Origin of the sequence: Paenibacillus sp. MAHUQ-63, from assembly GCF_028765165.1 — a bacterium.
In the GTDB taxonomy this organism is placed as follows: Bacteria; Bacillota; Bacilli; order Paenibacillales; family NBRC-103111; genus Paenibacillus_E.
This window is the reverse complement of record NZ_JARADB010000004.1, coordinates 250,111-263,306: the sequence shown is the minus strand read 5'-3', so window position 1 is coordinate 263,306 and position 13,196 is coordinate 250,111. Positions and strand designations below refer to the sequence as shown.

Below are 13,196 nucleotides of genomic sequence, written 5' to 3'. Positions count from 1 at the left end.
TCTAATCTCTCTTCCCCTGGCTAATTTCGGCAGATATGGTGCCAACCAAATCATTTTTCAAGGCAATTCTGGCTTGACGCACGGCATTTTTGATGGCATTCGCATCGGATGAGCCATGGCTCTTCAAAACCAGCCCGTCTATGCCGAGAAATGGCGCTGCCCCATGCTCGTTATAATCCAGCTTTTTGCGGAATTGCGTGAGTCCCGGCTTCAGGACAGCCGCAGCAAGCTTCGTAAACAGCGATTTCGTAAATTCTTGCTTTAACGCGGAAAATATAGCGGAAGCTGCGCCTTCCAGCGATTTCAGCATAATGTTCCCGGCAAAGCCGTCGCATACGATGACATCGCACTTCGCTCTCAGCACTTGCGATGATTCGACATTACCGACGAAATGAATCGGGCCTTGTTCCATTAAAGGATACGCTGTTTTTGTTAATTCATTCCCCTTGGCAGCCTCGGTGCCTACGTTGAGCAGGCCTACGCGCGGCTTAGTGACGCCATGCACCTTGGAACGGTAAATACTGCCCATAATCGCATATTGAAGCAGCTGCTCCGGCGTAGCATCCATATTCGCCCCCAAATCCAGCGCCAGCACGCCGTTGCCGTCCATCGTCGGGATCATCGGCGCCAGTGCAGGGCGTTCGATGCCGGGAATCCTTCCTACGACCAGCAAGCCCGTCGTCATCAAGGCGCCGGTGTTGCCTGCGGAAATCATCGCCTCCGCTTCCTTCTCTTTCACCAGTTTGCCCGCGACGACCATGGAGGCGTCTTTCTTGCGGCGAACCGCCTTGACCGGCTCATCCTCCGCTTCGATAACTTCCTCCGTGTGCCGAATGCTGATATTAGCCGGCTTCTCCGTCAGATGAGCTTCAATTGCCGCGCTGTTGCCGACCAGAATGATATGTACGTCTTTCCATTCCTTGGCCGCCGCCAGCGCTCCTTCTACGACGATCTTCGGGGCATGATCGCCGCCCATCGCATCAATCGCGATCCGCATGCAGCTTGTCCTCCCTCTCTAGGTGTTGCTCCTTCTTCGAATGAAAGATCACGAAATTGCCGCGAAACACAGCCTCATCGCCAACATATGAAGACACTTCAACCCTTGCTTTCCCTTTGGAAACGGAACGCACATAAGCTTTGGCGATACATTTCTCTCCTAACTTTACCGAACGTATAAAGCGGATATCTGCTGAGGCTGTCAAGGCGATCGGATCGTCGATAACGGCAACGGCGAGGGAGTTTGCTTGTGAGAATATATGATGTCCTCTTGCAATTTTGGTTCTTGAGAAAACATGATCTTCTTTAATTTCAAAAATCGAGATACCGCTCTGATCCAGCTGTAAATCGATCACTTCTCCAATCACTTCATCAATGGTCAACGAGCGCACTTGATCGTACGTCTTGACCGCCATAGTCTTCATTCGCTCTCGCAGCTCAGGAATACCTAGCTCCAATCGGTCTAACCGGACAGTTTGGATGCTAACCTGAAACGTTCGCATCAGTTCCTCGTCGGTCATGAAAGGATTGGCTTCAATCGCTTGAAGCAATTGCTGCTGCCTTTGTCGTTTAGGTAGGCGTTCGATGGCTAGCACCACCTTATCTCGTGAGATCTCATCTTATTACCAGATACTAAACTGTAGTATATTAAATTTGGAACCAAAAAGAAAGCAAAAAAAATAGCACCTCACACGAAGATGAAGTACTATGTTTAATCTTATGCTTTTACGATCTCTCTACCTTTGTAAGTTCCGCAAGATTTGCACACGCGGTGAGCCAGTTTCAACTCTCCACATTGTTCACATTTCACCATGCCTGGAACTTCCAGTTTGAAGTGATTACGACGCTTGTCGCGACGAGTTTTGGATGTTCTTCTTTGAGGTACTGCCATTTCAAAAACACCTCCTTATACGAATTTCGGGCGCCCGACTTATTCCTTGTTAAAAAAGTCAGCGAGACCTGCCAGCCTTGGATCAATCTTCTCCTGCTTGCAGCCGCAATCGCGTTGATTGCGGTTCTCCCCGCATACGGGGCAGAGACCTTTGCAAGCTTCGTCACAAAGTGGTATGTACGGTAACCCGACCACAACATTTTCAACAATGTAAGGCTCCAAATCGACTTTATCACCAATGACCAAATGAATATCCTCGTCAAGATCAGGATCTTCTTCCTCTGGCTTCTGCATGAAAACTTCCTCAAACGGAAGCTCGATTGTTTGGTTAGTGTGCGTTAAGCACCGCGAACAGCTTAACTCCAAGTCTAGCGTTAACGTTCCATTAACTTTGACCGCTCCCTCTTCATGCGTAGCAAGAAGATCTGCACGTACGGGACCATGACCCAAGACATCTGTACGTCCTTCGAACGGAGTCGTCAGATTCATCACTTCGGTCATATGAACCGGATGCCCTTTAAGAGCTAGTTCCTTAAAACGGATTAACATGATTTTCACCCCAAACAAACAAAGATTATTATATCCAGTTACATGACCTTTTGTCAATTATAAATCTACTTAACTTATTTCACTTCTTTTATTTCGGAGGCAAAGCTGCTAGAAATTTGAGCGCGTCGTCCATCGTACCGATTTCCACAACTTTCATTTTGGACTTGATCTGATTGGCTCTTGCGACGGCATCAGTATAGTTCAACACCTTCGTGCCGTCCGGATAGGTCACATCCTTGGGCGCAAAGAAAAAGTCCGCTTTCTGACGGTCCGCGGCAATGATTTTATGTTGAATGCCGCCGATCGGTCCCACAGTACCATCCGTTTCTATCGTGCCCGTCCCTGCGATCCGGTACCCTTTCGTAATATCCTCCGGAACCAGTTGATTGAATATTTCCAAGGAGAACATCAATCCTGCGGAGGGCCCGCCGATTTCGCCGGCCTTGATGGAGACCTGCTGGTCCTCCTGATCGGCCTTGACCGACTGCATATCAGCCGGTACGACGCCGATGCCGGCCCGCGGCTCGCCCTGCTCTCCTTCCTGCTTGGGCAGCGCTCCCAGGGTCAGATCGGCCGTCTGCTCGACCTTCTGCCTGGCGTATGTAATCGAAATAGACTCACCGGCCTTTTTACCTTTCAAGGCATCCAGCAAATCTTGCGCCACCTTCACTTCTTTATTCCCGGCTTTCAGAAGAACATCGCCAGGCTTGAGCACCTTCTCGCCGGATAACCCCGGCAGCGTCTGCAGCACCATAACGCCTTCGTGGCTGATATGGAACGGAATTTTGGCATGTGTATAGGCCGCCTGAATCGCGCTTGATTGAGACGTAAGCATGACGTATTCTTGCCGCTGCGTATATTCCTGCTCGGATTCTCCCTTGCGCAGAACACTCGTTTTGGGCTGAATCTCTTCATACGGGTGAAGCATACCGACAATGTAATTCACAATGTTCGCATCGGCGACGCGCACCGTCGTTAGCATGAGCGTTCCTTTCTCCTCGTCCGACGCTTTCGGTATCGTCACCATCGGCTTGATTTCTTCCGCCGTTCCCGGCATAAAGACGAAAAAAGGCAAGCGCACAAAAAACAACAAATAAACAATAACAATTCCGACAAGAGCTGAAACTAAATAGCGTCTGGTCGACGACTGCCTCGGGTAGCGGTAAGAATCATTGGACCAGGTGCGGATCCGATCCTCGTCTTCATTCTCCATGCAGGTTCCCCTCCCTGATGTCTGATTCATAGGTTGTGTTCTTGTCCCTAGGACAAGCGAAAGCTTGGTCTAAACCTTCATCCTCCCGCGTACAAATGAAGCATGTTAAAGGATGAGGTGAAACTATGCGGCCTTCGAAAGTAAAATCCAATCCCAAATTGACGACGCTCGTACTGGGGGCTTTGACAGCCCTAGTGGTCGTGTCTATCATACTATTCCCCGATAAAGCCTTTCAGTCCTCGCTGGAAGGGTTGACGATCTGGTGGAAGCTTGTCTTTCCGGCACTGATGCCCTTCCTCATCTTGACCGAGTTGTTGATCGGATTTGGCGTCATCCAAGGAACAGGCGTACTGCTGGACCCGCTGATGCGAAGGTTGTTCCGTTTGCCCGGCATAAGCGGATGGGCACTGGCCTCCGGTCTAATTGTAGGATTTCCTAGCGGAGCCAAAATTACTGCCACCCTGCACGAAAAAAAACTGATCACACGCTCGGATACCGAACGCGTCACCTCGCTCTCGCATTTATGCAGCCCATTGTTCATGGTTATGATCGTAGGCGTCGGTTTCTTGCACAGCGCCAAGCTCGGAATCCTGCTCGCTATCGTTCATTACATCACGGCCGCCATCACCGGTATATTGATGAGAATGTTCCAATCACCCGTTCAATCTTCCGAAGACGGGCTTACGATACAAACAGAGCTTGTACCTCCCGGCCCCATCTGGAAGCACGCCATCTGCACCATGCGGCAGGCCTATCTTCACGATGGACGCGCCTTCGGCAAGCTCCTGGGCGATTCCGTCCTCACATCCGTCCAAACCCTTATGCTGATTGGCGGATATATGATGATTTTTTCCGTTTTGATCAATGTATTGACCATCACGCACCTGACAGACGCGCTTAGACCTCTCACTGCGGCTCTGTTAGGCTTTATGAATATCCACACGGACACTGCGCCGCTCTGGATCAAAGGTTTCATGGAAATTCATCTAGGGGCTTACGCCTGGAGTCAAGCCCAGGATCTTGCCCTGCTTCCACAAATGGCGCTCCTCAGCGCTTTCCTCGGCTGGGGCGGACTTTCCGCTCATGCGCAGGTTGCCGGGTTTCAACAGCATACGGATGCGCGTTACAGTTTCTTTTTTCAATCCCGCCTGCTGCATGCCGTTCTCGCCTTGGTGTTCACCATCCTGCTGTGGAAGCCGCTGCAGTTCCTCCTTAAAGATACCGAACCAAGCTTCCTATGGTTGGATGCCCATCCCCATACGGAAGCTCTGCTGCCCGCACTTCTGAATAGCGGTTCCCTCTGGGGAATCGGCACGATGACATTAGTCCCTTTTGCGCTATGTCTTCTCGTCATGCTCACGGTCTCGGCACTGCTTAGAACCTCCGATAAGAAAGCACTCTAGCTTTATTTTTATGTAATTGGTGCAATCGGGTATTTCTTCTGAAGCGCTTCTTCGACCTCTGGCGGAACCAGATCCGTAACCGGTCCGTGAAACCGGGCAATCTCTTTCACAATGCTGGAGCTCAAGTAGGAATACTTGGGCTTGGAGGTCATGAAGAACGTCTCCACGTCCGAATTCAATTTGTGATTCGTAGAAGCCATCTGCAGCTCATATTCGAAATCCGAAACCGCCCGAAGTCCGCGAACAATGAGACGCACATTGCGCTGCTTCATATAATTCACCATCAGATCGCGGAATCCGTCCACTTCTACGTTCGGCAGATCCTTCGTGACTTGACGGATCAGCTCCATGCGTTCCTCCAACGTAAACAAAGGATTCTTGGACGTGTTGTTCAATACCGCTACAATCAGCTTATCGAATACTTTCGCCGCCCTGTGTATAATATCGAGGTGTCCGTGTGTTACCGGATCGAAGCTTCCCGGGTATACCGCTACTGTAATTCCATGTTCCTGTCTCATTCCTGCTGTCCTCTCTTTCTTCACTCTACGGGCGGCTTATAAATCGTCACAGCGGTATCCCCGTAGTCAGCTCTTCGCTGTTGCCGAAATTGGCCGATACCGTCTTCTTGCACATCTTTCGCATCGTGCTCCACAACAATTGTCGTCTCCGCACCTACGATCGCATATTCCTCCATCGCTCCAATCAGATCTGCAATGACCTTCATTTTGTACGGAGGATCCAAGAAAACGAGTTGGAATTGCTGGTCGCGCTTCGCTAGCGCCTTCAAAGCCCGCGCGGCATCCGTGCGGTAAATTTCCGCTTGGTCCTTCAAACCCGCTGCTTGCAGATTATGCTGGATCGTGTCGATGCTCTTCTTCTCGATATCAATGAAGACAGCTTTATCCATCCCGCGGCTTAACGCTTCGATCCCGAGTCCGCCGGTCCCGGCGAACAGATCGAGCACCTGCCCGCCGTCGAAATAAGGGCCGATCATGCTGAAGATCGCCTCTTTCACTTTATCCGTTGTCGGTCGTGTGCTGACACCGGGTACAGCCTTTAACGGCCTTCCTTTGGCCGTGCCTGAAATCACTCTCATCTTGCATTTTTCCCCTTCTGGCTGTTCATTCTTTTGCTATCGTACCACAAGCGTTATGCCGACACAAAAATTTTATGCCGCCGATGTATAAATTTCCTGTAAAACGGTCATCCTTGAACTATCGACATCAGAGAATGTCGTAGACAACCGCGGAGAAGACTTACGTTTCCCCATAAGCTCTTCGTCCGGTTTCTCCTCTCCCATGAGACGGCCCGTAACAGGGCCGTCGTTATTATTTTATGGTACAGTTTTATAAAACCCTTGTCTTATAAGAGTTTTGTTAAGTATAACAGAGATTAAAAGCCGTATAGTACAGTTATAAATTTTATCTATTGGGGACGGTTTGGGGACGAAATTTCCCTAAGCAAAATGGAACGAATCAACATCACTCCCACTGAATCATTTTAGATAAGTAAAATAAGCCCTGGGAATTCATCCTAGGGCTTATTTGTTTCTTCATTATATTAATACTGACACTTCATTACTTAGAACAATACATGAGGACAACATATTTTAATCTAAATGCACATTGAACGCGTAGATGAGAAAGCAAACGATCCCAACTGAGAGCAGATAAGCTATATCAGGTCTACGACTGTGTAATACCATCATTGGGAACATCATGATATCGAACAAAATCGAATAGAAAAGGTTCCAGTTGTTTTGATACGTTATTCGACCTGTATGAACCATTACCCATTCCATCGAAGCATAAATCGTTATCCATAAGGCAATATGACGGGATTTCTTCCAAAAACCATTTTCCGGAAGTGTGGCTAGAAAGAGAAGAATATTTAGAGGCATCGTAAGTACCGCGTAAACAACTACCGTTACAGTGTAATTAAACAAAAAATCAGGGTGGAACTTCCACATCGTATTATCTTTCATCAAAAATTCATACAAAAATGCTCCTGAGGTCATATAAAGCATAGTTGAATGATATTTCTTCCAATGGCTACTGTCTGACCCCCACAAGGCTGTTATTATACTTAGTATTGCTAAACCAGCATGCATACGTTTTTCGCCTCAACCGCATTAAATTCCTATGTTTAAGATTCTGCCCACATATTCTTCAGTTATGCTGCCTTTCACTTTAACGAAACCTGGGAACAGCTGCCTCATGACAGTTAGCCATTGATGTAAAATGCCCACGGGACTTTACCCTTGGGCTTGTTGTTTCTTCATTAATATTTACAAAAATCCCCACTCTGCTATTGGACCCAGTGGGGAAGACTCATCACATTGTTATAATACATATCAAACTTGAACTATGGAATAATAAAAAAGTAACCAGAATTCTGGAGGCTATAGGCATGACGAATATTATTGAAACAATTGCTAGTTATTTCAAACCCGAATTAGATGATGAACCAAAACAACCATTGCATGTTGGAGAGGTTATGTCTTTATGGACATTCTATACCGCCCTTGGAGAAGCGATTGCTTTTTATGGGGTGTTTTTGAACATAACGACAGATGCTAAGCTAATTGACGCAATTAATGGGGCAAAAGAGGAAACAGAAAGAGCTATTTCTAGTCTAAAAGAGTTCATGATAAATGAAGGAATCCCTTTACCAGATATTTCATCTGAAAAACCCAAGTCTGATCAGGAATTAGTGCCGCTAGGTGTTCGTTTCTCTGATAAAGAAATTGCAAACTTTATTGCTGTAAAGACGGCTGGGTACATTGCTTTCATAGGGCTGGCAATGTCCCAGGCAGTTAGAGGGGATGTTGGAGTTATGTTTTTAGGGTTCATGACAACAGTTTTAAAGTACGGCACAACCCTTAAATCCATGATGATAGAAAAGGGATGGATAACCGTCCCTCCTTACTTTAAACCTGTAGGAATCCCAAAAGAATAAGTAACAACTAACAGCTAGTGCATATTGGGGGGGGTTATTAGCATAATTGTTCCTAATAGCTTGTATAGGAAGCATTGGACGAAGAATAAAGCCCGTGGGCATCCCCTGGGCTTTTTTATTATCCGACTATCTTTATCTCTTCTTCTTTTACCACATGATTTGGTTTGTTATCATCTTGATCTTTAGTGTTTGAACTATTAGTCGAGTGAACACGTTTCTGTGGTTAAGAATTTATTTGTTTAAGAGTTTACTACGGTCAACTGCTTCTGGTGGTTTTTCCAACCATCCGTTGTCAATCATGAGATTTGCGCCATCTTCCACATATAGCATTACTTCCGATTGACATTTCAAAAATAAAGCACCAATATCTATTCTTCCGTTTAGCGATAAGCCATTGGCATATTCTCTAATTTTCACATTGAACATGTCAACTTTGTGAAAAACCATGAGCTTGTCAGAAAAGGGCGAGATTGTGGAAGAAGTCACCAAATGATCTTTAAGTGTCGGGGAAGGCAATCCATCTTGAGACAATTTTTCTGTTAACAATTCGATGTGCTTTTGATTAATATTCTTTCCGCGCTCTAGAAATTTTCTTACCTTATTGTCATTTGCTACTTGAGTAAACCCAATGATAAGTGCTTTACTAGTGATATCGTTATTCAGATTTCCGAAGATATGCGCAATTTCCAATCCTTGTAGGGGTCTACCTTCTTGAAAAAAAGAGCCTAAAAACTTTTGGCTATGAACAAAATCAACTTTTTCGGGGGGCTGAATCACAGGCGAATTCATAAGCTCATTCTTATTTTCTGAAACCACCGCAACAACGGACTGCAATTTCATTGTATCTTCAACGCATTTGATAAAAAAATCCCGAATATCTCTTCTTGTTACTAATGGAACAGCAATTGAATAGAGACTCATCCCCCCTTTGCTCGCATACTTTAAATAATGAAGATAAAACTCATCAATAAATAAACGAGGCGCTTTCAAGTCCACGTCACTATCAGTAAACCCAGTAGGTATAGGAAAGTCTGCTTGATTAAAGAAAAGCTTAATCGTTTGGATATAATTATTGCTTAAATCTAATGCATATTCTAAAACCGCTTTAATCTCGGGATCATCTACATGCTTTAGATAATAACTGAGCACGCACTTTCCCATTGTGTTTCCGATATAAGTCGCCCAAAGTTTCCCCATTTCAGTTCCTGTGAGCACTGATTTCATAATACATAGTCCTCTTTTCTAGAGTTAAAAGGTGTAAAAGCTACTATTAATCTCCCCAATGAGAAAATACAATATGTAAAATTTGTTGTTATTTCTCGCTCACCCATAGTTTTAAACACCTGATAAAATAAGCTTCCAATTTATCGGGACAAACTTATGTCACAGTGACCTGATCTATTTCTAACATTTTCAATATCGTTAACGAAATGAACTGTCGATCATACCGGTAGTTACAACATCGCATCTTTGTGAATCCTTTGAACAGATTATTAGATGATTATTGGAATTCAAATAAAAAAAGCCCGGAGCAATATTTCCCCAGGCCAACTTAAATTATGGCACACATTGCATTGTAAAGATATAAAAAAGAGTCATCTAGCCCCGCAGGAACGGCTAAATGACTTAGAGGTGGAATCTTACATCAATATTATATTCCGTTTATTGGTATTGTGTTAAAGGGAGAAAGCCTATTCTTAATGCATTAATCTGACTATTGAAATACATAGAAGGATAGAAAACGCTTTTCGATAGGCCATTAGAAAGAGAAAAACACCTTGGCGTGTGGACGCGAGGATGTGTCAAGGGGTATCTAAGTATTGAAATATTCATGAGCCATCATGCCAATTCTTTATATTTATTTCTTCTACTTATGTAATTAGCAAATAAATAAATTATAAACTGAATTGGAACTGAATAGCTAAATCTCCATATTAGCGGCTCATAAATCATAAGCCATGTGATAAATGGTTCTGCAACGTATGAAGTAAGCAGCGCAAACAATATTGCTTTAAGGTACGGATTCGCTCTAGGTTTTACTTGTATAAGAAACATTATCGTTATAGGCATTAGAGTTACATCCCATGGGAAATAAGTTGGAAGGACTGGAATAACATTGAATCTGTAGTGCCAAAACCCTAACTGATCGCCAAGTATGTCTAAAATAAGTGAGATGACCATGACGAAAAATCCAGCGTATAGAATACGATCAGTACTATGTTTATTTCGTACCAAGAACCAAACTATCCAAGGAATAATACTTAAGAATACACCCAACCACCATAAGCCTGAAAAGAGAACATACTCTTGCCAGATGTGTACTCTTTCATGAATTAGTAATTGAACTTGATTGACATTATTATCTATAAGTTCAACGATGTCTCTTTTATCCATGAAATACCCCCCTCACCGGAGTTATTATTTTCAAAATACTGATACTTATACACAATAGTATAATCAGTACGAAGTTGATTCTTTAAGCACATGAGGGCAGTAACCTATCTGTTAAAGCTGTTCATTAAAACAAATGATCGTATATCAAATACAACATCTTAAGTTAACCCAAAAAAGCACTGACGCAAAGGTCTGTGCTTTTAAAATCTGTTTTTAATTCAGGGATGAGTTGTATATCGTTTAATTCTCTGTTGGTAAATATCATTTTGCCTATTACATATGCCTGCATGAAGCAAACTTAAGTTTACATAACTGAATCCAGTTTTAAAGATTGTTTCGTTTGGCATAAGAGATCGTACATGCACCATATTGCACTGAAAACAAAAATAACTGTTCAAAATCACGACCTCCCTTCCTTCTAAGTATAGACGATTTTATTAGGAGTGTGTTGTATATTTACTCGTTCGTTATTATATATTTAGTTTAACCTTCCTCCATGTTCAGTTAATAAATCAACGAGTTCTTTTTTAACTGTATTTCCATTTTAATTTACACGAAATGGTAATACTTAGTTGTATCACTTTATATTCGATCACAAGGATGTTTCTATGGATAACTTTAAAAACTTAGATAACAAACACCGGCGTTTCAAAGCACATGTAAGTATCTTTGGAACAACGCAAGCCATGAATAATTTAAACCTTATCTATTACTTGGAGGGATACTCATTAATAACGTCGCCCTGAATGAAGCAATGACCATGTTAAAGAAAACGAGTCGTACTTTTTATATACCAATAAGTAACTTGGATTTTGGACTAAAGGAGGCAGTCGCATCTGCCTATCTTTGTATGCGGGCAATAGACGAAATCGAGGATCATAATGAACTCACAGACGAATTGAAGATGGAATTACTTATTGGAATAAACGAAGCATTTACATCCCCGGATATTAAGGAAGCAACACAAAAAATTCTATCTCCTTATCGGACGGAATTACCGGCAGTTACGATGCAACTTGATGAATGGGCGCTTCTTTGTCCGACCTCCGGGGCCCCAATCGTATATCATTACATCGCAAAGATGGCGTTACATATGGCTGAATGGGTTCACAACGGGTGGAACATTCATACAGAAGAGGATCTGGACCGATATACCTATAGCGTGGCTGGTATGGTTGGAGAAATGTTATCAGAACTTTGGTTATGGCATGACGGAACGCAATCTGATTTAATGAAGGCGATTGCATTCGGGAGAGGATTACAAGCGGTAAACATCCTCCGAAATAGAGTTGAGGATCTTAACCGTGGCGTTGACTTCTTTCCTGATGGCTGGGGATTTAAGGAAATGCAACAGTACACATGCCGAAATTTACAAACCGCCGACTCTTATATCGCAGACCTGAAGGATGGTCCAGCGTTAAAATTTTGCAAGGTACCATTAGCGTTAGCCCATGCTACAGTCAACCTCATCGCTGCAGGCGGAAGTAAGTTAACGAGAGATGCTGTTGTAAAAATTGTGAATCGTGTGACCGGATAATGTAATTGCCAAACTTTTAAAATAAATAAAAGCCCTCATTCATTGAAGAAAGAGGACTTTTATCACCTAAAAAAGTCCTTTGCGATAAATTATAGTAAGCAGACTGTAAAAGTCGTGGCTGCGTCCTTCTGGAGAATCGATTAGCCCGCAATGTACAGCTGTAGCAACGGCCCTTTCGGCCCAATCAGGAACGGGCATATTCGCAATCTTTTCAAGAGCGTTGATCTTTTCTATGTGTGCCTCTGCAGTTTTAAGCAACGTCAACTGCATACTTTCGAGCGCAGATATCTGATTTTGTAATTTCTGAATGACTTCCTTCATATAATAAGCCTCCTGGTCGTATGTATTTAAGTTAGTGTTTTCAATTATTCCTATCAGCTTCGCAGCATACTGCGGATCGGTTGCATAGCCAGCAGATTGTAATGCACGTGCCGCTCCCGCGTAATCTCCTTTAATACAGCAATCGAAGAAACCCGCCTTCCGATATCGAGAATTTTGCAAGAGAAATTCAGAATGATCCTTTATGCTACCAATCCAGTCATTGTATACACGGAAACCAGCCTCGATGGTAACCCATTTCCCATTAATAAACTCTTGTGTGGTTTGAGTAGTGCCACTACCTTTAATGCCAAACAGATTATTACCGGGGGCCAACTGCCCCCATGCGCTTTCTAAGCATGCTTGTGCTATGGTGATGCTCGCAAGTACACCAGTTTTTATCATGTCTTCGACTGCTGCAGGCGCAATTTGCTCAATGAAACTTTGTTTGGTCATTTCTGACCATCACCTTTCTGTTTCAACTGCTCAAGCATGTTTTGGATAGCTGGCGGCCATGGAACACCTAGTGTACCGAAGTTTTCAATTAGAGATAAACCTTCACGGCCGGCATAAAAATAAATAGCCAAAGTTCTGAAAATCGGTGCATCTCCACCAATAAACTGATCAAGTTGCACTGCTAATAATACAACGAGCAGAACAATCCCTTTACGAATCCCACCCCAAAACATGATATCGCTGTTCACTTTTTTTCCTTTAATAGCTCCCAGAACCCCGGATACATAATCAGCAACCATCAAGTAAACAAGGAGTTGGATCGCAATATCCCAGCCTCCCATTGCAGCAGCAATAAACGTACCTGCGGCGGCAACAACACTCCCAAAAACTGACTCCTTACCGGTTGCACCAAATGCTGCAGATGTAATAGTGGATAGAATAAATTTAGTAGACATATATTTACCTCTCTCTACCTTCAGT

At 44.0% G+C, this 13,196-nt stretch carries 16 protein-coding genes; 3 read left to right on the top strand and 13 right to left on the bottom strand.

Annotated features, from left to right (window positions below):
* Position 1: 1 nt before the first annotated feature.
* The 5 genes from plsX to PUT07_RS24420 all read right to left on the bottom strand — a co-directional run bounded on the left by plsX (position 2) and on the right by PUT07_RS24420 (position 3,650).
* Positions 2-997 (bottom strand): phosphate acyltransferase PlsX, encoded by a 996-nt coding sequence (gene plsX / locus PUT07_RS24440; protein WP_274471268.1) that lies wholly within the window; start codon positions 995-997, stop codon positions 2-4.
* Positions 981-1,595, bottom strand: a complete 615-nt coding sequence (gene fapR, locus PUT07_RS24435; protein WP_274471267.1) for a transcription factor FapR — start codon at positions 1,593-1,595, stop codon at positions 981-983. The genes plsX and fapR overlap by 17 nt, the downstream gene beginning before the upstream one ends.
* 119 nt (positions 1,596-1,714) lie before the next feature.
* Positions 1,715-1,888, bottom strand: a complete 174-nt coding sequence (rpmF, locus tag PUT07_RS24430) for a 50S ribosomal protein L32 (RefSeq protein WP_274471265.1) — start codon at positions 1,886-1,888, stop codon at positions 1,715-1,717.
* A gap of 39 nt (positions 1,889-1,927) precedes the next feature.
* The gene (locus PUT07_RS24425) at positions 1,928-2,437 is read right to left on the bottom strand and encodes a YceD family protein (protein ID WP_274471264.1); all 510 of its coding nucleotides are present in this window, start codon (positions 2,435-2,437) and stop codon (positions 1,928-1,930) included.
* A gap of 88 nt (positions 2,438-2,525) precedes the next feature.
* On the bottom strand, positions 2,526-3,650 hold the full coding sequence (locus PUT07_RS24420) for a SepM family pheromone-processing serine protease (RefSeq protein WP_274471263.1): 1,125 nt from the start codon (positions 3,648-3,650) through the stop codon (positions 2,526-2,528).
* Between the two features lie 125 nt (positions 3,651-3,775).
* Between PUT07_RS24420 and PUT07_RS24415 the strand changes: the two genes are divergently transcribed.
* Positions 3,776-5,053, top strand: coding sequence for a nucleoside recognition domain-containing protein (locus PUT07_RS24415; protein WP_274471262.1), 1,278 nt, complete (start codon positions 3,776-3,778; stop codon positions 5,051-5,053).
* Between the two features lie 8 nt (positions 5,054-5,061).
* Here PUT07_RS24415 and coaD read toward each other — a convergent pair whose 3' ends face one another.
* From coaD to PUT07_RS24400, 3 genes are all read right to left on the bottom strand, one after another.
* The gene (gene coaD / locus PUT07_RS24410; protein WP_274471261.1) at positions 5,062-5,571 is read right to left on the bottom strand and encodes a pantetheine-phosphate adenylyltransferase; all 510 of its coding nucleotides are present in this window, start codon (positions 5,569-5,571) and stop codon (positions 5,062-5,064) included.
* A 20-nt stretch (positions 5,572-5,591) separates the two neighbouring features.
* Positions 5,592-6,149 (bottom strand): 16S rRNA (guanine(966)-N(2))-methyltransferase RsmD, encoded by a 558-nt coding sequence (rsmD, locus tag PUT07_RS24405; protein ID WP_274471260.1) that lies wholly within the window; start codon positions 6,147-6,149, stop codon positions 5,592-5,594.
* Between the two features lie 513 nt (positions 6,150-6,662).
* Positions 6,663-7,163: a CBO0543 family protein gene (locus PUT07_RS24400; RefSeq protein ID WP_274471259.1), complete on the bottom strand. Its 501-nt coding sequence runs from the start codon at positions 7,161-7,163 to the stop codon at positions 6,663-6,665.
* Positions 7,164-7,462: 299 nt separating this feature from the next.
* On the opposite strand from PUT07_RS24400, the gene PUT07_RS24395 reads away from it, so the two are divergent.
* The gene (locus tag PUT07_RS24395; RefSeq protein WP_274471258.1) at positions 7,463-8,011 is read left to right on the top strand and encodes a DUF3231 family protein; all 549 of its coding nucleotides are present in this window, start codon (positions 7,463-7,465) and stop codon (positions 8,009-8,011) included.
* Positions 8,012-8,242: 231 nt separating this feature from the next.
* On the opposite strand, the gene PUT07_RS24390 is transcribed toward PUT07_RS24395, so the two are convergent.
* The 3 genes from PUT07_RS24390 to PUT07_RS35665 all read right to left on the bottom strand — a co-directional run bounded on the left by PUT07_RS24390 (position 8,243) and on the right by PUT07_RS35665 (position 10,809).
* Positions 8,243-9,235 (bottom strand): DUF3231 family protein, encoded by a 993-nt coding sequence (locus PUT07_RS24390; RefSeq protein ID WP_274471255.1) that lies wholly within the window; start codon positions 9,233-9,235, stop codon positions 8,243-8,245.
* 615 nt (positions 9,236-9,850) lie between these two features.
* On the bottom strand, positions 9,851-10,405 hold the full coding sequence (locus PUT07_RS24385) for a CBO0543 family protein (protein ID WP_274471253.1): 555 nt from the start codon (positions 10,403-10,405) through the stop codon (positions 9,851-9,853).
* A gap of 218 nt (positions 10,406-10,623) precedes the next feature.
* Complete coding sequence (locus PUT07_RS35665) at positions 10,624-10,809, bottom strand: DUF3973 domain-containing protein (RefSeq protein WP_379240505.1); 186 nt, start codon at positions 10,807-10,809, stop codon at positions 10,624-10,626.
* A gap of 350 nt (positions 10,810-11,159) precedes the next feature.
* On the opposite strand from PUT07_RS35665, the gene PUT07_RS24380 reads away from it, so the two are divergent.
* Entirely contained in the window at positions 11,160-11,942 is a 783-nt protein-coding gene (locus tag PUT07_RS24380) for a squalene/phytoene synthase family protein (protein WP_274471252.1), read from the top strand.
* Between the two features lie 66 nt (positions 11,943-12,008).
* On the opposite strand, the gene PUT07_RS24375 is transcribed toward PUT07_RS24380, so the two are convergent.
* Positions 12,009-12,716, bottom strand: a complete 708-nt coding sequence (locus PUT07_RS24375; protein WP_274471250.1) for a glycoside hydrolase family 73 protein — start codon at positions 12,714-12,716, stop codon at positions 12,009-12,011.
* Entirely contained in the window at positions 12,713-13,171 is a 459-nt protein-coding gene (locus PUT07_RS24370) for a phage holin family protein (RefSeq protein WP_274471249.1), read from the bottom strand. The genes PUT07_RS24375 and PUT07_RS24370 overlap by 4 nt, the downstream gene beginning before the upstream one ends.
* Between the last annotated feature and the right edge of the window lie 25 nt (positions 13,172-13,196).